22 protein-coding genes, 1 tRNA gene and 2 pseudogenes are annotated in these 21,170 nt (G+C 67.1%); 16 read left to right on the top strand and 9 right to left on the bottom strand.

All coding sequences use genetic code 11. From position 1 onward, the window contains the following. The 4 genes and pseudogenes from aspA to htpX form a co-directional block, all read left to right on the top strand. Positions 1–234: pseudogene (gene aspA, locus AC1DBN_RS05640) on the top strand (aspartate ammonia-lyase); the annotation flags it as partial. A gap of 210 nt (positions 235–444) precedes the next feature. Next, positions 445–1,758 carry a dicarboxylate/amino acid:cation symporter gene (locus tag AC1DBN_RS05635; RefSeq protein ID WP_314214100.1) on the top strand — a complete coding sequence of 438 codons (1,314 nt, stop codon included), beginning with the start codon at positions 445–447 and terminating at the stop codon, positions 1,756–1,758. Between the two features lie 87 nt (positions 1,759–1,845). After that, positions 1,846–2,031 (top strand): annotated as a pseudogene (locus AC1DBN_RS05630) (MFS transporter); the annotation flags it as partial. A 31-nt stretch (positions 2,032–2,062) separates the two neighbouring features. After that, entirely contained in the window at positions 2,063–2,932 is an 870-nt protein-coding gene (gene htpX / locus AC1DBN_RS05625) for a zinc metalloprotease HtpX (RefSeq protein WP_045729513.1), read from the top strand. Positions 2,933–3,129: 197 nt separating this feature from the next. Here htpX and AC1DBN_RS05620 read toward each other — a convergent pair whose 3' ends face one another. Then, the gene (locus AC1DBN_RS05620) at positions 3,130–3,621 is read right to left on the bottom strand and encodes a YajQ family cyclic di-GMP-binding protein (protein WP_056075583.1); all 492 of its coding nucleotides are present in this window, start codon (positions 3,619–3,621) and stop codon (positions 3,130–3,132) included. Between the two features lie 185 nt (positions 3,622–3,806). Between AC1DBN_RS05620 and AC1DBN_RS05615 the strand changes: the two genes are divergently transcribed. The 3 genes from AC1DBN_RS05615 (at position 3,807) to AC1DBN_RS05605 (ending at position 4,946) form a co-directional block, all read left to right on the top strand. Beyond that, positions 3,807–4,061, top strand: a complete 255-nt coding sequence (locus AC1DBN_RS05615; RefSeq protein ID WP_477722726.1) for a hypothetical protein — start codon at positions 3,807–3,809, stop codon at positions 4,059–4,061. A gap of 179 nt (positions 4,062–4,240) precedes the next feature. Continuing rightward, positions 4,241–4,322 (top strand) — tRNA-Tyr (locus tag AC1DBN_RS05610). Between the two features lie 198 nt (positions 4,323–4,520). Further along, positions 4,521–4,946: a CBS domain-containing protein gene (locus AC1DBN_RS05605; RefSeq protein WP_477722725.1), complete on the top strand. Its 426-nt coding sequence runs from the start codon at positions 4,521–4,523 to the stop codon at positions 4,944–4,946. A 101-nt stretch (positions 4,947–5,047) separates the two neighbouring features. Here AC1DBN_RS05605 and AC1DBN_RS05600 read toward each other — a convergent pair whose 3' ends face one another. After that, on the bottom strand, positions 5,048–6,073 hold the full coding sequence (locus AC1DBN_RS05600; RefSeq protein WP_477722724.1) for a LysM peptidoglycan-binding domain-containing protein: 1,026 nt from the start codon (positions 6,071–6,073) through the stop codon (positions 5,048–5,050). 347 nt (positions 6,074–6,420) lie between these two features. Beyond that, positions 6,421–7,155: a potassium channel family protein gene (locus AC1DBN_RS05595; protein WP_091722164.1), complete on the bottom strand. Its 735-nt coding sequence runs from the start codon at positions 7,153–7,155 to the stop codon at positions 6,421–6,423. Between the two features lie 85 nt (positions 7,156–7,240). Here AC1DBN_RS05595 and AC1DBN_RS05590 point away from each other — a divergent pair, with 85 nt between their 5' ends. Further along, positions 7,241–7,786: an acyl-CoA thioesterase gene (locus tag AC1DBN_RS05590; protein ID WP_091722162.1), complete on the top strand. Its 546-nt coding sequence runs from the start codon at positions 7,241–7,243 to the stop codon at positions 7,784–7,786. Between the two features lie 76 nt (positions 7,787–7,862). Here the strand turns inward: AC1DBN_RS05590 and AC1DBN_RS05585 are convergent, their stop codons facing one another. Together AC1DBN_RS05585 and AC1DBN_RS05580 are read right to left on the bottom strand one after the other, a co-directional pair. Further along, complete coding sequence (locus AC1DBN_RS05585) at positions 7,863–8,672, bottom strand: ABC transporter permease subunit (RefSeq protein WP_091722159.1); 810 nt, start codon at positions 8,670–8,672, stop codon at positions 7,863–7,865. Further along, on the bottom strand, positions 8,672–9,595 hold the full coding sequence (locus AC1DBN_RS05580; protein ID WP_477722723.1) for an ABC transporter ATP-binding protein: 924 nt from the start codon (positions 9,593–9,595) through the stop codon (positions 8,672–8,674). Before AC1DBN_RS05580 ends, AC1DBN_RS05585 begins: the two co-directional genes overlap by 1 nt. Before the next feature lie 147 nt (positions 9,596–9,742). Here AC1DBN_RS05580 and AC1DBN_RS05575 point away from each other — a divergent pair, with 147 nt between their 5' ends. Further along, positions 9,743–10,165: a thioredoxin family protein gene (locus AC1DBN_RS05575; RefSeq protein ID WP_091722154.1), complete on the top strand. Its 423-nt coding sequence runs from the start codon at positions 9,743–9,745 to the stop codon at positions 10,163–10,165. Positions 10,166–10,232: 67 nt separating this feature from the next. Here the strand turns inward: AC1DBN_RS05575 and AC1DBN_RS05570 are convergent, their stop codons facing one another. Continuing rightward, complete coding sequence (locus tag AC1DBN_RS05570) at positions 10,233–10,511, bottom strand: putative quinol monooxygenase (protein ID WP_091722150.1); 279 nt, start codon at positions 10,509–10,511, stop codon at positions 10,233–10,235. Positions 10,512–10,613: 102 nt separating this feature from the next. Here AC1DBN_RS05570 and AC1DBN_RS05565 point away from each other — a divergent pair, with 102 nt between their 5' ends. Then, positions 10,614–12,290: an AMP-binding protein gene (locus tag AC1DBN_RS05565; protein WP_477722722.1), complete on the top strand. Its 1,677-nt coding sequence runs from the start codon at positions 10,614–10,616 to the stop codon at positions 12,288–12,290. Positions 12,291–12,337: 47 nt separating this feature from the next. Here AC1DBN_RS05565 and AC1DBN_RS05560 read toward each other — a convergent pair whose 3' ends face one another. Beyond that, entirely contained in the window at positions 12,338–12,892 is a 555-nt protein-coding gene (locus tag AC1DBN_RS05560) for a hypothetical protein (protein WP_091722146.1), read from the bottom strand. A 49-nt stretch (positions 12,893–12,941) separates the two neighbouring features. Then, positions 12,942–13,952 carry a DNA-3-methyladenine glycosylase family protein gene (locus AC1DBN_RS05555; RefSeq protein WP_477722721.1) on the bottom strand — a complete coding sequence of 337 codons (1,011 nt, stop codon included), beginning with the start codon at positions 13,950–13,952 and terminating at the stop codon, positions 12,942–12,944. A gap of 120 nt (positions 13,953–14,072) precedes the next feature. Here AC1DBN_RS05555 and AC1DBN_RS05550 point away from each other — a divergent pair, with 120 nt between their 5' ends. Further along, positions 14,073–14,501: a VOC family protein gene (locus AC1DBN_RS05550; protein WP_091722140.1), complete on the top strand. Its 429-nt coding sequence runs from the start codon at positions 14,073–14,075 to the stop codon at positions 14,499–14,501. A gap of 3 nt (positions 14,502–14,504) precedes the next feature. On the opposite strand, the gene AC1DBN_RS05545 is transcribed toward AC1DBN_RS05550, so the two are convergent. Then, the gene (locus AC1DBN_RS05545; protein ID WP_477722720.1) at positions 14,505–15,692 is read right to left on the bottom strand and encodes an SLC13 family permease; all 1,188 of its coding nucleotides are present in this window, start codon (positions 15,690–15,692) and stop codon (positions 14,505–14,507) included. A gap of 59 nt (positions 15,693–15,751) precedes the next feature. On the opposite strand from AC1DBN_RS05545, the gene AC1DBN_RS05540 reads away from it, so the two are divergent. The 5 genes from AC1DBN_RS05540 (at position 15,752) to AC1DBN_RS05520 (ending at position 21,147) form a co-directional block, all read left to right on the top strand. Further along, positions 15,752–17,137: a cystathionine beta-synthase gene (locus AC1DBN_RS05540; RefSeq protein WP_091722135.1), complete on the top strand. Its 1,386-nt coding sequence runs from the start codon at positions 15,752–15,754 to the stop codon at positions 17,135–17,137. 67 nt (positions 17,138–17,204) lie between these two features. Further along, positions 17,205–18,368: a cystathionine gamma-synthase gene (locus AC1DBN_RS05535; protein WP_091722132.1), complete on the top strand. Its 1,164-nt coding sequence runs from the start codon at positions 17,205–17,207 to the stop codon at positions 18,366–18,368. Between the two features lie 53 nt (positions 18,369–18,421). After that, the gene (locus AC1DBN_RS05530; RefSeq protein ID WP_477722719.1) at positions 18,422–18,928 is read left to right on the top strand and encodes a winged helix-turn-helix transcriptional regulator; all 507 of its coding nucleotides are present in this window, start codon (positions 18,422–18,424) and stop codon (positions 18,926–18,928) included. After that, a complete protein-coding gene (locus AC1DBN_RS05525) occupies positions 18,925–20,340 on the top strand; it encodes an MFS transporter (RefSeq protein WP_477722718.1) in 1,416 nt (471 codons plus the stop codon). Before AC1DBN_RS05530 ends, AC1DBN_RS05525 begins: the two co-directional genes overlap by 4 nt. Before the next feature lie 36 nt (positions 20,341–20,376). Next, on the top strand, positions 20,377–21,147 hold the full coding sequence (locus tag AC1DBN_RS05520) for an SDR family oxidoreductase (RefSeq protein ID WP_477722717.1): 771 nt from the start codon (positions 20,377–20,379) through the stop codon (positions 21,145–21,147). Positions 21,148–21,170 lie beyond the last annotated feature (23 nt).

The following is a 21,170-nucleotide window of genomic DNA, read 5'->3' as shown; positions in this document are numbered from 1 at the left end:
ATCCGGGGAATCACCGCCAACACCGAACACCTGCGGCTCACGGTGGAGCAATCCATCGGCCTGGTCACCGCCCTGAACCCCCACCTGGGCTACGCCACCGCCACCGCCATCGCGCAGGAAGCCCTCGCCACCGGCAAGGGCGTGGCCGAGCTGGTCCTGGAACACGGACTCCTCACCGCCACCCAACTCCAGGAACTCCTGAGCCCCGAACGGCTCGCCAACCTCAGCAAATAGTCCCCACCCGCCCCCTAGCCTCGCAAGCTCGGCCAGGGAACCCTGCGGGCGTGGGCCCACCACCCGCCCGAATCGTCCCCTGGGCTTCTGTATCAGGGGGCAAATGAACGTGCCTGCATTTTCCAGAGCCGATGACACAGAAGCGGACCTCAGCGACGAGGACCGTTCCGGCCCCGGGACCGACTTCCCGGCATTTACCCAAGGATGGATATGAAAAATAAATCAACCATGTGGATCCTCGCCGCACTGATTTTCGGAATAGTCGGCGGTCTGCTGTTCCACTGGCTGCTCCCCGCGGACGCCCGCGGATCGGTCGTGACGGTTCTGGACACCGTTACACACATGTTCCTGAACCTGATCAAGATGATCATCGCTCCGCTGATCTTCGCCACCCTTGTCTCGGGCATCGCAGGTGCCGCCAAATCAGCCGGCGTGGGCAAACTCTTCGGCCGTTCCATGATCTGGTTCCTGTCCGCCTCCGTCCTGGTGGGTGCCTTCGGCTTCATCAGCGCGCATCTGCTCAATGTGGGCGCGGGCCTGCATCTGCTGCCAGGTGGAGATGCAGGGATTGAGTCGAAGCCCCTTGATTACGCGGAGTTCATTACCCACATCATCCCCACCAGCGTTTTCGCTGCCCTGACTGCCAATAACCCCCTTCAGATCCTCGTTTTCGGGGCGCTCTTCGGCATAGCCTTGCTGAACCTTCGCAAGAAGGGCCGTTCCTCCATCGCTGACGCTGTCGATGAACTCATGGGCGTCATGCTCAAGGTCACCGGATATGTGATGCTTGCGGCTCCGGTGGGTGTATTTGCCGGCATCGCGTCCGCCTTCACGGCCAAAGGGCTCGATGCCTTTGCCACCTATGCCTCGTTCATCGGCGGATTCTATGCTTCCCTCTCGGTTCTGTGGGTCCTCATGATCGCCGTCGCCGTTGCCTGCCTCGGACGGGCAGCGTTCCGCCTGGTCCGGATCGTGCGTGAGCCCATGCTCATAGCCTTCGCCACCTCCAGCAGCGAAGCGGCGCTGCCGAAGCTCATCGAGGGTTTGACCAAGTTCGGCATCGAAAAACGAACCACCGGTTTCGTCCTTCCCCTGGGCTACTCCTTCAATGTCGACGGCTCCATGATGTACATGACGTTCGCCTCCGTGTTCCTCATCAACGCCTACGGCATCGACATGGACCTCGGCCAGCAGATCGCCATGACCGGGATGCTGCTGCTCAGCAGCAAAGGCATGGCCGGCGTCCCGCGCGGTTCGCTCGTGGTCGTGGCCGCCGTCGTCCCCGCCTTCGGCATCCCCGCGGCCGGCATAGGCGTCCTGCTGGTGATCGACCAAATCCTGGACATGGGACGAACCGCCACCAACATCCTGGGAAATGCCATTGCCACCGCTGTCATCGGACGGAGCCACGACAAGGCGTCCAGCCTGTCGCCGTCCGTCGCCGGGGACACGCAGGCCCCAGCGGAAACGGACGACGAATTGGACACTCACGGCAGGCAGCGCGAGACCCTCTCGATGCACTGAGGCAGTTCTGGTTGGACGGTCATGACCCGTCCGGTTTGGCCCGGTTCCCTCCCTGGCATCCAAACCGGGCGCGGCTGATCTCCAACGGGTGCCTTCGTCGTGGTGGTGGCCGGCGGGCCGCGGGTTGGCGAGTTCCTGGCTGGCGGCGCCACTAAGATCCTCAATGAGGGCTGGGTGCTGCTTTTCGGCGGCCTGCCCTGCATCGTGGGGGCCTGGACCGCGGCGAAGCTGCAGCCGGGGTTCCGCCGCTACGACGCGCGGAACCCGGCTCCCTGGCGGTCCGTTCCCTTAGTAAGGAGGAATCGTGCACAAACATCACAACGGGCTCAAGACCGCGGCGCTGTTCGGCGTGCTCTGGGCGGTCCTGCTTGCCCTGGGCGCACTGATCGGGGCGGGGACGCGCAGCTCGGCGCCCATCTGGATCATGGCACTCGTGGGCGTCGGCACCACGTTCTACGGCTACTGGAACAGCGACAAGATCGCCATCCGTTCCATGCAGGCCTTCGAAGTCTCCGAAGCCCAGGCGCCGCAGCTGTACCAGATAGTGCGGGAACTGTCCGCCCGGGCGAACCAGCCCATGCCGCGGATCTACGTCTCGCCCACCATGAACCCCAACGCCTTCGCCACCGGCCGCAATCCGCAGAACGCCGCCGTCTGCTGCACCGAAGGCATCCTGCAGCTCCTGGACGCCCGCGAACTCCGCGGCGTCCTGGGCCACGAACTCATGCACGTCTACAACCGCGACATCCTCACCTCATCGGTAGCGGCCGCCGTCGCGGGCGTCATCACGTCGGTGGGGCAGATGCTGCTCTTCTTCGGCGGCGGCGACCGGCGCAACACCAACCCGTTGGCCATGATCGCCATGGCCCTGCTGGCGCCCTTTGCGGCGTCGCTGATCCAGATGGCCATCTCCCGTACCAGGGAGTACGACGCCGACGAGGACGGTTCGCAGCTCACTGGAGATCCGCTGGCGCTCGCCTCAGCCCTGGCCAAGATCGAGCGCGGCGTCACCATGGTTCCGCTGCCGCCGGACCAGCGGCTGGTCAACGCCTCACACCTGATGATCGCCAACCCGTTCCGCGGCGGTGCCATGAACAAGCTCTTCGCCACCCACCCGCCCATGCGGGACCGGATCGCGCGGCTGGAACGCATGGCGGGCCGGCCGCTGCAGTAGCGGGCATCCCGCCGTTGGACGCCTGTCTCCTGCAGTTGACTGGTCGGCAGGCAGGCAGGCAGGCAGGCGACGCGCGAATCCGTCCATGACGCGCAAAAAGGCCGGCGCCCCCGGAAAACGGGGTGCGCCGGCCTTTTTGCGCAGCGGCAGAACATCTGCGCGTCGATAACGGTGGCGGCCAGATGGCCGCAGGACGGTCAGCTGCGGAAGTTCACGAACTGCAGGTCGGCCTCATCGAAGTCCTTCAGCAGCGCCATGGTGGCCTGAAGGTCGTCGCGCGACTTGGACGTCACGCGCAGCTCGTCGCCCTGGATCTGGGACTTGACGGACTTAGGCGCTTCGTCGCGGATGATCTTATTGATCTTCTTGGCCAGGTCCTGGGCGATGCCCTCCTTGATGGTGGACTCCAGGCGGAACTCCTTGCCCGAGGGGTAGGGCTCACCGGTGTCCAGGGACTTCAGCGAAATGCCGCGGCGGATCAGCTTGGACTGGAGGACATCCAGCACGGCAAGGACGCGCTCTTCCGAGTTGGCCTTCATGAGGATCTTTTCGCCGCTGAAGTCCACCTCGGCCCCCACACCCTTGAAGTCGTATCGCTGGGCCAGTTCCTTCTGGGCCTGGTTCAGGGCGTTGGCCACTTCCTGCTTGTCCACTTTGCTTACGACGTCGAACGTTGACTCGCCTGCCATGACTCTCCTTATTCCGGCTGGAGCCCCGTCCGCGGACAGGGCACTATTCACTGCATTCCAGACTAGTACGGTTGCTTCTTACCGGGGGTCCGAAGATTCACAGTTCCCTCTCAGCGGACACCCGGAGGGAACGAAGGCGGGGTGGGAACAGTTGTACGTGTTGGAAAGTCGCGAAGGGAACAACCATGCACCGTAAGGCCGTCAGTTACGTCACCCGGACCACTTCGGCGGCTGCAGGAGCAGTGGCAACCGCAGCAACGTCCGTAGCGGCGGCAGCTGTAGCGGCGTCCATCGTCTTCAGTCCGGTGGCTGATGCATCCTCCCGCATGGCAGGAGTCAGCGAGGACCTGTTGCGGGCCGTGCAGCTGAACCAGATCACCGAGGAGCAGGCCATCAAGTTTGAGGCCAGGGTGGCCGGAAGGATTGCTGGCGAGGCCTGAAGCGACCCCCTTTCCCCCGCCGTTCCGGGCTTTTCAGGGCATCGGGCCACCCGATTCGATTCTTGGGCGGAAGTTCTGTAAAGTTGTCTTGCCCGCGGTTACTGGAAGCGGAACGGACCGGACTGGAAACAGAAAAGGTGTGTTTCACAGACTGTAGCCAGGGTCTTCTTATGAAGTTCGGCAGATTACCCGAGCGGCCAAAGGGGGCTGACTGTAAATCAGCTGGCAACGCCTACGGGGGTTCGAATCCCTCATCTGCCACCCAAGGGGAAACCTCCGGAACCAACAGGTTCCGGAGGTTTTTTCGTTCCCCGGGGCACCTTCCCCCGCTTCAGCTCCCGCCTGATCCGCCGCGGCAGCCCGCCGTCGACATCCGTGTTGGACCGGGCGTAATCTGGCACCATCGGCGCACGTGCCCCGATGCCCTGCGTCGATATTCCATCGATGAAGGAGGATTCAATGAGTGCTGTACGCGAATTCATGACCACTGATGCGCGATGTATCAAGGAAAATGAGTCCCTCGTGGAAGCTGCCCGGACAATGCGGGACATGGACTGCGGTTCGCTGCCCATCTGTGGAGACGACGGCAAGCTGAAAGGCATGATCACCGACCGCGATATCGTGCTCAAGTGCGTTGCCGCTGGCCGCGACCCGGGGCGGGTGATGGCCCGCGAGCTCGCCTCCGGCACGCCGCACTGGATCGACGCCGACGCCAACGTGGATGCCGCCATCGACATGATGGAAAAGCACCAGATCCGCAGGCTTCCCGTGATTGCCKACCATAAACTCGTCGGCATCATCAGCCAGGGCGACATTGCCCGCAACTACTCCGAACACCGCGTAGGCGAACTGGTGGAACACATTTCGGAGCGCCACGGGGTGTAGCCGGCGCCCCAGGTCATGGCCTTGTCCGCGGATCCTTACTCTCAAGGTTTGGACCCGCGGACAAGCTTCTGAGAAACCAGGTTCGGTGGGCTGACGGACCGTCAGTTCAGCGCGATCACCAACATCTGGGTGGTCCCCGGAATGCAGGTCTGCAGGATGGCCCGGGGGAAGCCGCCGAATACGGCGATGACGTCATTGGTTGTGCCGGGGTTGGGGACCTGGCCCCGGCCGGTCACCTTGTACGTCCCGTAGCCCGGGATGCTCACGGTCTCGCCGACGCCGATGCCGGAGAACCGGGCCCAGCCGCCGCAGAAGTCGTGCTCGGTGATGAAGAGCGAGTAGCCATCGTTCGGGGTGTAGTGGATGGGGCCGATGCAGGCATCCACCATCGACTGCCCGCCGGCACCCGCAACATAGATGGTGCGTACGGCAGGGGCAGCCGGCGCAACGGGTGCGGCCACGGGTGCTGGCGCCGGTGCGGCGGCGACGGGTGCCGGGGCTGCTGCAGGGATGGCCGCGGGAGCAGCCGCGGGCACGTTTACCGCAGGACCGGTCAACACGAGGACCTGCCCGGGAACGATGATGCTGTAGGCACCCAGCCCGTTGGCGGCCAGCATGGCGTTCATGTCGACGCCGTATCTGCCGGCAATGGCGCCGACGGTATCGCCCGCCACCACCGTGTACCGGTTGGAATCGGCCACAGGTGCCGGTGCTGGTGCCACTGCCGGTGCAGGTGCGGGCTGAGGAGCCGGCGCGGGGGCCGGATCGGGTGCGGTGGCCGGTGCCGCGGCAGCCTCGGCCGGGGGTGCCGGCGCCGGAGCCGCGGAAACCTGCCCCGCAGAAGCGGCTGAGGCGGGCGGGGCGTCCCCGGCAGCGGCGGGTTGCGCTGCAGGTGCGGCATTGGCAACCTGGCCTGCCGTCGTCGTGCCCTGGTTTGGCGAACTTGCGATCGGGGTGGACGGGCCTGCTAAGGCTCCTACCCCCACGGCCGCCACCACTGCCGCAGTTGCCATCCCAGCCCAGAGCCTGTTGCTGACAGCCGGGCGGCCGGGCGTGATGGTGTCGCGGGGTTCGTCGGTGGCGAAGCTTCTGCTGCTGGGATCGGTGGTGACGTATGGCTGGTTCATGGTGGCCCATCCGGGTGCGCTCCCGCCGCCCGGGCACAAAAAGCCGGCTTCGGCAGGAAGAATTAAGATCTGACGCGGCGTGGCCGCCCATAGCGGGGGCCGCGCGGTGCGTGCGATGAGGCCGGCCGCATACCCAGAAAATGCGGGGGGCTCCTTATGGCGGCGGAGGGCCCGGGGAGCAAACCCGGGGAACTGCCGGTGCGTGGTGCTGTCCTTGGAATCCCGAGTCTAGGAAGCCGGGGAACAGCCCGGCATCAGTAGGAATTACCCGACTTTTCCAGCCCGCTACTTGGACGCCGCCGGCCCGCGTACTCAGGAACCGGCTGCCGCATACCTGCGGGCACCGTTCAGAGGGTCCGGTTTTCCTTCAGTTCAGCGATCTCGCGGCGGAGTGCGGAGATCTCGGCCACCAGCTCCGCAACCTCGGCGCGGACGGGTTCTTCGACGGCCTCGGCCACTGACTCCGCCGTGTCCTCCACCCGCTGCACCAGCCACGAAGCAATCGATGCGGTGACCACGCCGAGCACTGCAATCCCACTCATCATCAGTGCTGCCGCCACCATCCGGCCGATCGGTGTCACCGGGTAGAGGTCGCCGTAGCCCACGGTGGTGATGGTGGTGATGGCCCACCAGAGGGCGTCTCCGAAGGTGACAATCTTGGCGTCCGGTGCGGACTGCTCCACATCCAGGACGGCGAGCGCACCCACGAAGATGAGCATTCCCGCGGAACCGGCCACGTAAGTAACTACGCGTCCTCGCAGGGTCTCGCCCACGGTCCGGTGGAGCACGGACAGCAGCGTAACCAGCCGGAGCAGGCGCAGGGGGCGGAAGAACGGAAGGGCCACGATGAGCAGTTCGTGGAGGTTGCGGACGAACCAGTCCCACCGGCGGGGTGCCAGCCACAGGTTGGCCGCATAGTCGACGGCAAACACTATCCAGGTGGCCCACATGACAGCTTCCAGCCAGCTCGCGCCGCTGTCTTCAAGGCGTCCGATCACCTGCCACGCGTAGGCTGCCAGGAAGATGAGCGCCGTGCCCATCAGCGGCCATTCGGCCAGGTCCCGGTAGCGTTGGTGCGTCATGCTGGAAATCCTACGTGGACAGCCGGCGTCAGGGACCTCCACACTGGCCCGCCACCGCAAAGTTACCAGCGGGTAACATCGAGTCATGCACCTTCTCCTGAGGACCCTGCTCCTGCTGTTCCGTTCAGCCCGCCGCCGTCCGCTCACCGTATGGGACAGTGCTTCCCTGCCGCTGCGGGTCCTGCCCACGGACATCGATATCGCCATGCACGTCAACAACGGCATGTACCTGTCCCTAATGGACCTGGGCCGGTTCGACCTGATGGTGCGGAGCGGCGTGTGGACGCGGATGCGGCGGCGTGGCTGGAGCCCTGTGGTGGCGGCCGAGACCATCGCCTTCCGCAAGTCCCTGCAGCTCTGGCAGCAGTACACCATCGAGACCCGGATTATCGGGCTGGACACCAAGGCCATCTTCTTCGAACAGCGGATGGTGGCCGACGGCGAAATCTACGCGCGTGCCTACATCGCCACCCGCCTGGTCAGCAGGTCCGGTCCGGTCAGCCAGGAGGAGATTCTCCGCGAGTTCGGCCAGCCGCCCGCGGACCTGGTTCTGCCCGAGTGGATTCATGAATGGCGTGAATCCAGCCAGTTGCCCGGAAGCCGCACGCCGGCTCCGCACACCTGGCCGTAACGGTAGCCCCAAACGCCGGGTTCCAAATGCCTGCCCTGAGCGCTACCCGTGACGGCTTCTGAACCAGCGGTGCCGGCTACGCGCCGACGTCGCGTTGTTCAAGCGCGACGGCGGCCAGCACCACCAGTGCCGCGGAGATGCCCCAGAGCCATCCGGCAGCAGCCCAGTCGGCCCCGTTGACCATGGGGGAGTTGCCGTAGGCCCAGTGGTAGGGGCTGACCTTGAGCAGCCACTCCACGTCCGGGCTTTGCCGGCCGACGGCGTTGAAGACGTAGCCGAGCACCGCCACCGCCGCTCCTGCCGCGAGCCCGTACGTGCGGCGTCCGGTCGCTGCGCCCACGAACAGCGCCGAGGTCCCCGTGAGCAGGCCAAGCCCGGCGAACAGCACCACGGCGCCGAATAGGTTGGCGGGGTCGATATCCAGTTGCGATGGGCCGTTCAGCAGGGTGACGATGACGAAAGCCAGGCCGGCCAGCACCAGCACCCGCAACAGCAGCGCCAGTGCGCGTTCCAGGACTACCTGCACCCGCCGCACGCCATGGGCCAGCGTCAGTTCAAGCTGTCCTGACTCCTCATCGCCGCCCACGGCAGCAGCGCCCCAGGCCACGGTGGCGATGCTCATGAGGAGGAAACCGATCAGCCCGAACAAAGTGGCCTGCGTGTAGCCGGGTCCGGAGGCGATCTGGTCGTAGTTCAGGGCGCGGGTCATCTCCGCCGGCAGGGCGTTGATCATTTCCTGCATCTGGTCGCTGCCGCCGATGGAGGGGTACAGCGGGAGGTACAGGAACGCCGCCGCAGCGAGTCCGGCCGCCCAGGCAAGCGTGGAGCGCCACGAGTCGAAGAAGGCCCGCCGGAACAGCGGAAGCCTGGTACCCGCGGGATGCATCACCGGACTTCCTTCCGTGGCATGGCGTACATCTTCAGCACGGACTCCTCAAGGTCTGGCTCCTCCAGCACAAGGTCGGTCAGTTCAAGCCGTCCCAACGCATGGAGCAGTGGCTGGATGGCGCCCTCGAGGACCGCGGACAGGGTGACCCCGCCGTTGGACTCCAGCACCTCGATGTTTCCGATGCCTGGTACCGCTGTGAGCAGCGCAACGGCGTCGGACGCCGCCGCGTGGGAGGCCGTGAAGCGGAGGTGCCGCACCGCGCTCTCCCGCAGCCCCGTCACGGATTCGACGGCGATGATGCGGCCGTCGCGGAGGATGGCCACCGTGTCAGCGGTCTGCTGGATCTCGCTGAGGACGTGGGAGCTGAGGAAAATGGTCTGGCCGTTGTGGCGGGCCTCGCGCAGCATGGCGTGGAACTCCTGCTGGATCAGGGGGTCCAGCCCGCTGGTGGGTTCGTCCAGCACCAGCAGTTCGGGCTGGTGCATGAAGGCCTGCACCAGGCCCAGTTTTTGCTTGTTGCCCTTGGACAGCTTGCGGGTGTGCCGGTCCAGGTCGAGGTCCAGCCGCTCCGCGAGTTCATCAATCCTGCCGGGCGGCACCGGTCCGCTGACCGCCTCGTAGTGGGACAGCAGCTTCCGCCCCGTCACCCTGCCTTCGAGGAAGAGCTCGCCCGGGAGGTAGCCGATGCGGCGGCGCAGGTCCGGCCCGCCCGCCCGGGGGTCCTGGCCCAGGACCCGCACCTCACCGCCGTTGGGCCGGATGATGTCCAGGAGGCAACGCATGGTGGTGGTCTTGCCTGCGCCGTTGGGGCCGATCACACCGAAAACACTGCCCGCCTGCACCTCAAAGTCGACGCCGTGCAGGACTTCGCGGCGGCCAAAGCTCTTGGTCAGGGAACGCGCGGAAACCGCGATGTCCATGGTGCCCTCCCGGGTGCCGCTGCGGGGCTGATGACCACAGGCTAAGCCCACGGAGCGTCCGTGTACATGTGCAGTGCCGGGTTATTCCCGATGACGCGTGCAGCGAACAGCCACGCACCGTGGCGGCATCACGCGTACCGTTGTTCCATGGCTACCCTTGACATCACAGGTGAACAGTTCGCATCGACGATCGAAGGCAACGACATTGTCCTGGTCGACTTCTGGGCAGAATGGTGCGGCCCCTGCAAGCAGTTCGGGCCCACGTACTCGGCTGTTTCCGAGAAGCACCCGGACGTCCTCTTCACCAAGGTGGACACCGAAGCCGAGCAGCAGCTCGCCGCGGAGGCAGGCATTTCCTCCATCCCCACCCTGATGGCCTTCCGCGAAAAGGTGCTGGTGTTCTCCCAGCCCGGCGCGCTGAACGCCCAGCAGCTGGAGCAGGTAGTGGACGCCGTGAAGGCCCTGGACATGGAGGAAGTCCACGCCCACGTGGCCAAGCAGCGTGAAGAGGCAACAGCTGCGGCCAAGCCCTCAGGTCCCCAAGACGGCTCGCAGATCCCGGACCTGTAAAGAATCCTTAAAGCAAAGAGCGGGACCTCCCACAGGGAGGTCCCGCTCTTTTTGCTTTGAAGGCTAGTTAGACGCGTTCCACCTTGACGGGCTCAGCCAGCAGCGCGCTCAGCGATTCGTTGAGGTCCTGCACCGCGGTGCCCTTCGAATGCTTGGCCAGGTCCTCCTCGGAGGCCCACTGTTCGGTCAGCACCAGCTTTTCCTCGGTGGCTTCCGTCAGCTCGTAGCGGATGCAGCCCGGCTCGTTCACCACCTCGTCGATGGCTATTTCCAGGGCCAGCTTCACGCGGAAGAACTCGCCCTCGTTGGGGATGAACGTTGCCTGCAGGTCGATCGGTGCACTCATGGATTTCACAATACCGGGCGACGGCGCCGCTTCCGGCCGTGTTGCGGCGGACATGCGATCCGGATGCTGTCATTGGCGCCTCCCTGTTGGTAGCGTGCCTGCATGCGTGCTTACACAGCCGGGGACACTGACGTTCCGCTGCTCGAGGAGACCATTGGTGCGAACTTCGAGCGGGTGGCCGCCAGGTTCCCGTACCACGACGCCCTGATCGAGGCGGCGCCGGTGCCGGGCGCCGACGCGCGCCGCTGGAGCTACAGCAAGATGAACGACGACGTCGACCGGCTGGCCCGCGCGCTCCTCGCCCTGGGCGTGGCCAAGGGGGAGCGGGTGGGCATCTGGAGCCCCAACTGCGCCGAATGGACGCTGCTGCAGTACGCCACCGCGAAGGTGGGAGCCGTCCTGGTCAACGTGAACCCGGCGTACCGCAGCCACGAGCTTGAATTCGTGGTGAAGCAGAACGGGATGCGCACCCTCGTGACCGCGCCCTCGGACACCAACAGCGATTATGTGGGCATGGCCCGGCAGGCGCTCGCCGGCTGTCCGGAGCTGCGGGAACTGGTGTTCCTGCCGGTCCCGGGAGGGGACGTGGACGACGCCGTGTCCCCGCTCAGCGACGCGGAGCAGACGTACGCCGAGCTGCTCAAGCGGGCTGACGCCGTCGGGCACTCCGCCTTGAAGGCGCGGATGGCTGAACTGGATCCTCACGATCCCATCAACCTGCAGTACACCTCCGGCACCACGGGTTTCCCCAAGGGCGCCACCCTCACGCACCACAACATCCTGAACAACGGCTTCGCCATCGGGGAACTGCTGGGCTACACCGAGCACGACCGTGTGGTGATCCCGGTGCCGTTCTATCACTGCTTCGGGATGGTGATCGGCAACCTCAACGCCCTGAGCCACGGTGCCGCCACCATCATCGCCGGCCGCGGGTTCTCGCCGGCGGCGGCGCTGGAGGCGGTTCAGGATTTCGGCGGGACCTCCCTTTACGGGGTGCCCACCATGTTCATCGCCGAGCTCGCCCTGCCCGACTTCGCCTCGTACGACCTCTCCACGCTGCGCACCGGGGTGATGGCGGGTTCGCTGTGCCCCATCGAGGTGATGAACCACGTCATCGCGGACATGAACATGACGGACGTGGCCATTTGCTACGGCATGACCGAGACGTCGCCGGTGTCCACCATGACGCGCAAGGGCGACACCCTGCAGCACCGCACCGAAACGGTGGGCCGGACCATGCCGCACCTGGAGAGCAAGATCGTGGACCCCGCGTCCGGCGTCGTGGTGGAGCACGGGGAGATCGGCGAACTCTGCACGCGCGGCTACGCGGTGATGGACGGATACTGGAACCAGCCGGACAAGACCGCGGAGGCCATCGATGCCGAGGGCTGGATGCACACCGGGGACCTCGCCCGGATGGACGCCGACGGCTACGTGCTGGTGGAGGGCCGGATCAAGGACATGGTGATCCGCGGCGGCGAGAACATCTACCCCCGTGAAATCGAGGAGTTCCTCTACACCCACCCGGCGGTCCAGGACGTCCAGGTGATCGGGGTGCCGGACGAAAAGTACGGTGAGGAACTGATGGCCTGCATCATCCTCAAGCCTGGCGCCGAACCGCTGGACGCTGCGGCTGTGGCCGACTTCTGCCGCGGGCAGCTGGCCCACTACAAGGTGCCCCGCTACGTCGAGATCCGCAGCAGCTTTCCCATGACGGTCTCGGGGAAGATCCGCAAGGTGGAGATGCGGCAGGAAGCGGTGGCCCGGCTGGGCCTGTAACCCTTCCTTCGTTCCTGCGGCGCAGCCCTACCTTTGGCAGAGGCGGCCTATTTTGTCCGGCGGGCGCCTCGGCGGGTTGACCGCGCGGCGGCAAACGCCAGGACGACGGCGGCGGCGAGCGCGGCTGCCACGAGCAGCGGGCGGAAGCCGGCGGCACTCCCTTCCGCGCTGTGGGCGGGACGCCCGCCCGGCGATGGGGCGGGTCCGGCCGTGGTCACCTCGTCCCGCGACAGCTTCCATTCGGACGCGGCGGGGAGGATGCCCGCGGGCAGCTTTTCGTTCCGGAGCTCCCGCCGCAGTTCGAGCTGTTCCCGCACCTCCTCGGTGGGCGCGGGCACTGCATCATCAGCGGCCAGCGCGGAGGGGAGGTCCACGAGATACGGCTTCCCGTAGAACGCGGCGGACGCCACCGAGTCCAGCCAGGTGGCCGGCGGCGACTGGACGCCGCGGCGGGCGAATTCCGCCCGGAGCCTCGCCTTGATCTCCTCCAGGTCGTTGCCCTCCGCCTCGCGGGTGACGTTGAAGATGGCCAGTTGAAGCTGGACATGGCTGTCCTCTTCGGGCTCGTTGGTACCGGGGGTCGCATTCGTTGCCGCATCCATCCGGAAACCTTACCCACTTGCGTGCCGCCTTACGCGTTCAGTCCGGTGGCTAGTGCCTGCGGTGGTCCTGGATGGTCATCCGGGGGCCAAAAGTCGGCTTGCGGAAGCCGGTGCTCTGGATCATCCGTACTACCCGTTGCCGCTGCCCGTTCCAGGGCTCGAGGAGGCGGAGCATCCCGGCGTCATCGGTCCGGCGGCCGGTCAGGGCCGCCCCCACATACGCAGCGAGGTGGTAGTCACCCACGGCGATGGAATCCGGGCAGCCGTGGGTCCGCTGCACCACTTCAGCCGCCGTCCAGATCCCGATGCCCGGGATGGTCTGCATCTTCAGCCCAGCCTCGGCCGCCGGCAGCCCGGCCAGCCGTTCAAGCGCGGCGGCGGAGCGCAGCGCCCGCATGACCGTGGCCGAACGCTGGGGTCCCACACCGGCCTTGTGCCACTCCCAACTGGGAACCTGCAGCCATTGCGTGGCCGTGGGCGGCACCAGCAGGCCCTTGGGTGTTGACGTGCCGGCCGGCGGGGCAGGGGTTCCGTACCGCTGCACCAGGTACCGGTACCCCCGCCGGGCCTCGATGACCGTGACCTTCTGCTCCAGGATGATGGGCACCAGCTGGTCGACCATCCGGCCGCTGGCGGGGAGCCGGAGCGCCTGGCTCCGCCGCCGGGCTTCGCGGACCATCCGGGGCAGCGTGGCATGGAATTCCGGCTCGTCGAAGCCGGACCAGTCGTCATCTGCGCCCATCAGCCGGGGAGCTGCCCGTGCCGCCAGTTCGGCGCCCGGTCCCCACGCCTGGACGTCCACCCGGGCAGGGACCCCGGGGCCGTCGTCGTGCGCTCCGGCAGCAGTACCCCCCACCGGGCTGAGCCGCAGCGTGGCCGGACCGTCTGCCGTGGTGAACGCGTTCCAGATGACGTCTCCCTGGACACTGAAGGAGGGGTCACTGTGGCCCCGCAGCAGCGGGCCAAGGGTGCGGGCCAGGCTGTAGGAGCCCTCCGGGTACCAGCACAGGGACACGTCCGCGCCGGCGGCAAGCCGGGGAGGTGCTGCTGCGATGGTCATGCCTTAATCGTCCCACGGCCCTGCGACATGGCGGGCCCTTATCAGCGGAGACGGGCCGGACTAGAATCCAGCGTGAGGCGCGGAGCCGCCGCGCCCGGCCGGGAAGGGCAGGAAGACGCCATGGGCGGAGTAGTGCATTTCGAAATCCCCGCGGACGACCGCGGACGGGCAGCAGAGTTCTACCGGCAGGCCCTGGGCTGGACACTGGAACCGGTGCCGGGAATGGATTACTACACCAACGTCACCACCACGCCGATGGACTCCTCGGGCAGGCCCACGGAACCGGGCGCGATCAACGGGGGCATGATGGACCGGGAGGCGGACCTGGCCTCACCCGTCATCACCGTGGACGTACCGGACATCGATGCCACCCTCAAGGCAGTTGAATCGCTGGGTGGAGCGGTGGTGCGGGCCAAGGAAACCATCCCTGGCATGGGCCACTTCGCATATTTCAAGGACACCGAAGGCAACGTGCTGGGGTTGTGGGAGAACCTTCCCGCCAGCGAGGCCGGCGAAACCGGCGGGGCCAACCAACCGGCAGGCGCCTGAGCCTCAGTGCATCCCTGACACTGACCACAGGGCCAGGACGGCCAGGGGGAGCGTCAGCAACACCGCTACGATCCCGGCCAGCGCGAAGCCGCCCCACCTGACGGGGACGTTCAGAACGCGGAGCCGCTCGTGCCACAGCAGCGTGGCCAGGGATGCCCACGGGCTCACCAGCGGCCCAAGGTTGACCCCGATCAGGAGCGCGGCAAGCCGGGCGGGCGAGTCCGCTACGGGTTCCAAGGCGAGGTAGGCCGGCAGGTTGTTGGCCACGTTCGCAGCGCCCGCCCCCACCCCGGCCAGCTGAAGGAGTGCGGGAAGGTCCTCGCCGGAACCTGCCACGCCATCAAGCAGGGCGGTGAGGCCGTTGGCATGCAGGGCTTCCATCAGCATGAACAGCCCGGCGGTCAGCATCAGGGGCCGCCGCGGCACCATGGACCACTTCAGTGCCGCCGGCCGGCGCCAGGCGAACACAGCCATGAGGAAAGCGGCCGCGGCAAGTGCCGGGTACTGGACCGGCAGGCCGGACACCAGCGCCGGCAGCAGGACCAGCAGCGTGGCCGCGGCTATCGCCAGAAGGGTCCGGTCCCGGGCCGGGCGGACGGGCCGTGGCCGGTACTGCCCCCGGAGGTCGCGCCGGAACGCCAGCCACAGCAGGACAAGGGGGACCAGCAAGCCCACCACTGCAGGCGCCCACACCAGCCCGGCGAACTGCACCGGGCTCAGCCCCAGCCGCTCCTGGGCCAGCAGGTTGGTCAGGTTGGAGACGGGCAGCAGCAGCGAGGCCGTGTTGGCCAGCCAGATGCTGGTCAGGGCGAACGGCAGCGGCGGAATTCCGGCATGCATGGCCAGGAGGACCACCACCGGCGTCACCAGTACAGCGGTGGTGTCCAGGGACAGGAAGACCGTGGACACGGTGGCCAGTGAGATCACCAGCAGCCACAGCGTGAACACCCTGCCCCGGCCCAGCGCTGCGAGCCTTCCCGTCACCGCCCGGAAGAGCCCGGCCTCGTCCACCAATTCGGTGACCAGGGACATGGCCAGGACAAAGCCCAGGATGGGCACCGTCCGTCCGGCCAGCTCACTGAACGCCGGCAGGGGGAGTATGCCTGTGGCCAGTGCTGCCAGGCCTGCCGCCAGCGCGGCACCGGGCAGCAGGTAACTGCGGGCAGCCTTGGCCCATGCGAACTGCTTCACCGCCTTATCGTCGCACCCCGGGCCGGGTGGCGCGTGCAGGAAGCGGTAGCTTTATACCTATGAAGTACGCCCAGTCCATCCTGGACCTCATCGGCAACACCCCGCTCATCAAACTCAACCACGTGACCGAGGGCATCAGGGCCACCGTTCTTGTGAAAGTTGAGTACCTGAACCCTGGCGGGTCCATCAAAGACCGCATCGCGGCGCAGATGGTTGAGGACGCCGAACGGGAAGGCAAACTGCAGCCCGGCGGCACCATCATCGAACCCACCTCCGGCAACACCGGAGTGGGCCTGGCACTCGTGGCACAGCAAAAGGGCTACAAGTGCATCTTCGTCGTCCCGGACAAGGTGGGCGAGGACAAACGGGCGGTCCTGCAGGCGTACGGCGCCGAGGTTGTGGTCACACCCACCGCCGTGCCGCCGGACAGCCCGCAGAGCTACTACGGCGTCTCGGACCGGCTGGTCCGCGAAACGCCGGGCGCCTACAAGCCGGACCAGTTCTCCAACCCGGCAGCGCCGGGCAGCCACTACAAAACCACCGGTCCGGAGATCTGGCAGGACACCGACGGCAAGGTCACCCATGTGGTCATCGGGGCAGGCACCGGGGGCACCATCACCGGCACCGGCCGCTACCTCAAGGAGGTTTCGGCGGACCGTCCCGAGTCCGACGGCGGCGTGGTCCGGATCATCGGAGCGGATCCGTCGGGTTCGGTCTACTCGGGCGGTACCGGCCGGCCGTACTTCGTCGAGGGCGTGGGCGAGGACATGTGGCCGGCGAACTACGACAAGTCCGTCCCGGACCAGGTCATCGCCGTCACCGACGCAGACTCCTTCGCCATGACCCGCCGGCTGGCCCGCGAAGAAGGGCTCCTGGTGGGCGGCTCGTCGGGAATGGCCGTGGTGGCGGCACTGCAGGCGGCGAAGGACCTCCCCGAATCAGCCGTCGTCGTCGTGATCCTGCCCGACTCCGGGCGCGGTTACCTCGCCAAGATCTTCAACGACCAGTGGATGCGCTCGTACGGCTTCCTGGCCGGCGGCGAGGAAACGTCCGTGGGCGAGGTCATTAAGTCCAAGAACGGTGAACTGCCGGACCTGGTGCACATCCACCCCAACGAGTCCGTCCGCGACGTCATCAACATCATGAACGAGTTCGGCGTCAGCCACATCCCGGTGCTCTCGCAGGAACCCCCGGTGGTGATGGGCGAGGTCCTCGGCGCCGTGGACGAACGCACCCTGACGGCCAAGCTCTTCCGCGGCGAAGCCAAGCTGACGGACAAGATCGCCGAACACATGGGCCCCAAGCTGCCCGTCATCGGATCGCTGGAAAGCATCTCGGCGGCACGCGAGCTGCTCTCCGACGTGGACACCGTGATGGTCACGTTCGTGGGCGCCCCCATCGGCATCCTCACCAGGCACGACCTTCTGGCGTACCTCAGCAACTAATCCCGGCAGTTGGCCCGGCCGCCGGCGGTGGCTGGGCCCGTCGAAACCAGACACACGAAGGAGCACCATGTCCCTGCAGGAAAACCAAGGTTTCAACACCCGAGCCGTCCACGCCGGCCAGGCCTTCGAGCCCCGCACGGGCGCCGTGGTGCCGCCGCTGCACTTCAGCTCGACGTACGCGCAGGACGGCATCGGCAACCTCCGTGGCGGCTACGAGTACGGGCGCGGCGGCAATCCCACCCGGGACGCCCTGCAGGAACAGCTGGCGGCGCTGGAACTGGGAACCCACGCCTACAGCTTCAGCTCGGGCCTGGCGGCCGAGGATGCCCTGATCCGGGCCCTCACCCGGCCCGGTGACCACATCGTGCTCGGCAACGATGCCTATGGCGGGACGTACCGGCTGATCAGCCGCGTGCTGGGCGACTGGGGCATCGGCAACACCCCGGTGGACATGGCCAACCTGGACACCGTCCGCAGCGCCGTCGCCGCCAACAAGACCCGCTTCGTGTGGGTGGAGACCCCGTCCAACCCCTTGATGAAGATCACGGACATCGCCGCGCTCGCGGACATAGCGCACGACGCCGGCGCACTCCTGGTGGTCGACAACACCTTCGCGTCTCCCTACCTGCAGAACCCGCTCGCCCTGGGCGCGGACGTCGTGGTCCACTCCACCACGAAGTACATCGGCGGACACTCCGACGTGGTGGGCGGCGCCGTCGTGGTCAAGGATGCTGAGCTGGCGGAAAAGATCGGCTTCGTGCAGTTCGCCGTGGGTGCGGTGTCCGGGCCGATGGACGCTTTCCTCACCACCCGCGGCCTGAAGACCCTGGGCGTGCGGATGGACCGGCACAGCGAGAACGGCCAGGCCGTTGCCGAATGGCTGCTGGAACGCCCCGAGGTGGAAGCCGTCCTGTACCCGGGCCTGCCGTCCCACCCCGGGCACGAACTGGCCAGCAAGCAGATGCGGAGCTTCGGCGGCATGGTGTCCGTGCAGTTCAAGGGCGGCGAGGCGGCTGCCCGGAAGGTGGCCGAATCCACCTCGGTGTTCACGCTGGCCGAGTCCCTGGGCGGCATCGAATCGCTCATGAACTATCCGTCCGAAATGACCCACGCTTCGGTCAAGGGCACCGAGCTTGCCGTGCCGGTGAACCTGCTGCGACTTTCCTGCGGCATCGAGGACAAAGAGGACCTGGTGGCCGACCTGGAACAGGCGTTCTCCGCGATCCCCTGAATCACGCACACAGGGTCTAGCTTTCTTGAAGAAAGTCAGCTAGCGTTTCCGGCATGCCACTTCGATCCGACTGGTCCCGCCGAAACTGCAGCATGGCCCGCGGCCTGGACATCCTGGGTGACCCCTGGACCATCCTGGTCCTCCGCGAGGTCTTCTTCGGCAACGGCCGCTTCGACGCCATGAAGGCCCGCCTCGAGGCGGCTGACTCGGTGCTCACCAAGCGCCTTGCAGGCCTGGTCGACGCCGGGCTGCTGGCGAAGCAGGGTTACGACGACGGCGGCCGCACCCGCCAGGAGTACGTCCTCACCGTCAAAGGCGAGGACGTGCTCCCGGTCCTGAACGCTGTGACGATCTGGTCGGAGAAGCACCTGCCGGCACCCTCGGAGAAGGCCCACATGTTCGTGATCCATTCGGACTGCGGGCAGCGCACCACGTCCGCCGATACCTGCACGTCCTGCGGACAGCAGCTCACCGCCGCCAACACCAGCTGGCACAGCCAGACGCGGTCCGAAACGCCCGTGGCCCTTGCCACCGCCACCCACAACGGAACCGCTGCATGAGCACCCTGCCCGACGAAACGGCCGTCCCCGACGAGCAGGCGGCCGATGCCCCGGAACGCCCCAACGGCGCGGAGCAGGCACGTCCTCCCCGCCGGCTGCACCCCGCCTGGATCGTGGCGGCAGTGGCCTTCCTCGCCCTGGTGGGCGCAGCCGGTTTCCGGGCAGCGCCGGGAGTGCTCATGGTCCCGCTGCAGCAGGAATTCGGCTGGAGTACCACCGTCCTGTCCGCGGCGGTCAGCATCAACCTGGTCCTGTTCGGCCTGACGGCACCGTTCGCCGCGGCCCTGATGGAACGCTTCGGCGTCAGGGCCGTGACGGCCACGGCGCTAGTGCTGATCGGCATGGGAAGCGCCCTCACCGTCCTGGTGAACCAGTCCTGGCAGATCCTGCTGACCTGGGGCCTGCTGATCGGCCTGGGCACCGGCTCCATGGCCCTGGTCTTCGCCGCCACCATCGCCAACACCTGGTTCACCAGGAGCCGCGGACTGGTGATCGGCATCCTGACGGCCGGCAGCGCCGCGGGCCAGCTGGTCTTCCTGCCCCTCATCGCCATGCTCGCGCAGGACCCGGGCTGGCGGCAAGCTTCGTTGCTGATTGCTGCCGGTGCCCTGGCCGTGGTCCCGCTGGTGCTGAAGTTCCTCAAGAACTCGCCTGCTGAAGCCGGCGTCCTGCCCTACGGCGCTGAACCGGAAGAAACGCGGTCAGTGGCTGCAATTCAGTCACGGGGAGCGGCACCGGCGCAGCCTGGCGACGACGCCGGTCCGCGCGCCAACGCTGCCGTCCGCGCCCTGCAGGTGCTCCGCCGGGCCAGCAAGGTGCGTACGTTCTGGGCACTGGCCGCCGGCTTCGCGATCTGCGGTGCCACCACCAATGGCCTGATCGGCACCCACTTCATCCCCTCTGCGCACGACCACGGCATGCCGGAAACCACCGCCGCGGGGCTGCTGGCCGTCGTCGGGATCTTCGACATCCTCGGAACCATCGCCTCCGGGTGGCTCACGGACAGGTTCAACCCGCGCGTCCTGCTGGCCGTCTACTACCAGTTCCGCGGCATCGGCCTGCTGGTGCTCCCGCTGCTGCTCAGCGCCGAGGTCCAGCCCAGCATGATCGTGTTCGTGGTGATCTATGGCCTGGACTGGGTGGCCACCGTGCCCCCAACGGCCGCCATCTGCCGCGAAACCTTCGGTGCGGACGGCAGCGTGGTGTTCGGCTGGGTGTTCGCGGCGCACCAGCTGGGGGCCGCCGCCGCAGCGCTGGCCGCAGGTGCGCTCCGGGACGCCACGGGGCACTACACCTACGCGTGGCTGGGTGCGGCCGCCATGTGCACCATCGCCGCCGTCATCAGCGCCACCATCCGGAAGTACCGCGGCGCCGGGGAAGCTCAGGCCGGGGCGGAGCACGCAGCGGCGTGAACGGGGTCCCTGCCCGGCGCGGCTAGGCTGGGACGCATGGAATCCACGGCTCCGGTCCCTGCCCGCAACGTCGCCCTGGTTACGGGTGCCGGCCGGCTGGCCGGAATCGGGGCCGGGATCGCGCGCCAGCTCGCGGCCGACGGCTGGGACCTGGTGCTGGCAGGCTGGGAGGACTACGACGGCCGGATGCCGTGGGGGAGCGATCCCGAGGACGAAGTCCGGCTGACCGCCGAGCTCGAAGCCATTGGCGCCCAGATCCACGTCCTGTCGGCGGACCTGCAGGATCCAGCGGTACCGGAGCGCCTGGTCGCGGAGGCCGTGGAGCTCGCCGGGCCCCTGCAGGGCCTCGTGCTCAGCCACGCAGAGTCCGTGGACTCCGGCATCCTCGATACCAGCCTCGAAGCCTTTGAACGGCACTTCGCCGTCAACACGCGGGCCAGCTGGCAGCTGATCGCCGCGTTCGCACGGCAGGCAACGGACGGCGGCGGCGCGATCGTTGCGCTGACCAGCGACCACACAGCCTTCAACGTTCCCTACGGTGCGTCCAAGGGGGCGCTGGACCGGATCGTGATCGCCGCTGCACGCGAGCTGGGACCCCGGGGCATTTCCGCTAACGTCCTCAATCCCGGCCCGGTGGACACCGGCTGGATGTCCGACGAGGTGCGGGAATCAGTGGTTGCCCGCCAGCCCACCGGACGGTTGGGAACCCCCGCCGATGTCGCCGGGACGGTGGCGTTCCTGTTGTCGCCGGCGGGCCGCTGGGTGTCGGGGCAGCTGATCAAGGCCGACGGCGGCTTCTCGGCGTAGGTTCCCGGGGGTGTCCCCTTTTG

This window comes from Pseudarthrobacter sp. 10T415 (assembly GCF_056394175.1).
Note: the sequence above shows the minus strand (reverse complement) of the source record. Positions and strands in the feature narration are given on the sequence as shown.

Bases quoted from the DNA above. Each gene is read 5' to 3' on its own strand.
- AC1DBN_RS05550 (WP_091722140.1), top strand. From the start codon at position 14,073: ATGGGCGGAGTAGTGCATTTCGAAATCCCCGCGGACGACCGCGGACGG.
- AC1DBN_RS05540 (WP_091722135.1), top strand. From the start codon at position 15,752: ATGAAGTACGCCCAGTCCATCCTGGACCTCATCGGCAACACCCCGCTC.
- AC1DBN_RS05530 (WP_477722719.1), top strand. From the start codon at position 18,422: ATGCCACTTCGATCCGACTGGTCCCGCCGAAACTGCAGCATGGCCCGC.
- AC1DBN_RS05580 (WP_477722723.1), bottom strand. From the start codon at position 9,595: ATGGACATCGCGGTTTCCGCGCGTTCCCTGACCAAGAGCTTTGGCCGC.
- AC1DBN_RS05565 (WP_477722722.1), top strand. From the start codon at position 10,614: ATGCGTGCTTACACAGCCGGGGACACTGACGTTCCGCTGCTCGAGGAG.
- AC1DBN_RS05615 (WP_477722726.1), top strand. From the start codon at position 3,807: ATGCACCGTAAGGCCGTCAGTTACGTCACCCGGACCACTTCGGCGGCT.
- AC1DBN_RS05560 (WP_091722146.1), bottom strand. From the start codon at position 12,892: ATGGATGCGGCAACGAATGCGACCCCCGGTACCAACGAGCCCGAAGAG.
- AC1DBN_RS05520 (WP_477722717.1), top strand. From the start codon at position 20,377: ATGGAATCCACGGCTCCGGTCCCTGCCCGCAACGTCGCCCTGGTTACG.
- AC1DBN_RS05595 (WP_091722164.1), bottom strand. From the start codon at position 7,155: ATGACGCACCAACGCTACCGGGACCTGGCCGAATGGCCGCTGATGGGC.
- AC1DBN_RS05620 (WP_056075583.1), bottom strand. From the start codon at position 3,621: ATGGCAGGCGAGTCAACGTTCGACGTCGTAAGCAAAGTGGACAAGCAG.
- AC1DBN_RS05555 (WP_477722721.1), bottom strand. From the start codon at position 13,952: ATGACCATCGCAGCAGCACCTCCCCGGCTTGCCGCCGGCGCGGACGTG.
- AC1DBN_RS05575 (WP_091722154.1), top strand. From the start codon at position 9,743: ATGGCTACCCTTGACATCACAGGTGAACAGTTCGCATCGACGATCGAA.
- AC1DBN_RS05635 (WP_314214100.1), top strand. From the start codon at position 445: ATGAAAAATAAATCAACCATGTGGATCCTCGCCGCACTGATTTTCGGA.
- AC1DBN_RS05590 (WP_091722162.1), top strand. From the start codon at position 7,241: ATGCACCTTCTCCTGAGGACCCTGCTCCTGCTGTTCCGTTCAGCCCGC.
- AC1DBN_RS05600 (WP_477722724.1), bottom strand. From the start codon at position 6,073: ATGAACCAGCCATACGTCACCACCGATCCCAGCAGCAGAAGCTTCGCC.
- AC1DBN_RS05535 (WP_091722132.1), top strand. From the start codon at position 17,205: ATGTCCCTGCAGGAAAACCAAGGTTTCAACACCCGAGCCGTCCACGCC.
- AC1DBN_RS05585 (WP_091722159.1), bottom strand. From the start codon at position 8,672: ATGCATCCCGCGGGTACCAGGCTTCCGCTGTTCCGGCGGGCCTTCTTC.
- AC1DBN_RS05570 (WP_091722150.1), bottom strand. From the start codon at position 10,511: ATGAGTGCACCGATCGACCTGCAGGCAACGTTCATCCCCAACGAGGGC.
- AC1DBN_RS05525 (WP_477722718.1), top strand. From the start codon at position 18,925: ATGAGCACCCTGCCCGACGAAACGGCCGTCCCCGACGAGCAGGCGGCC.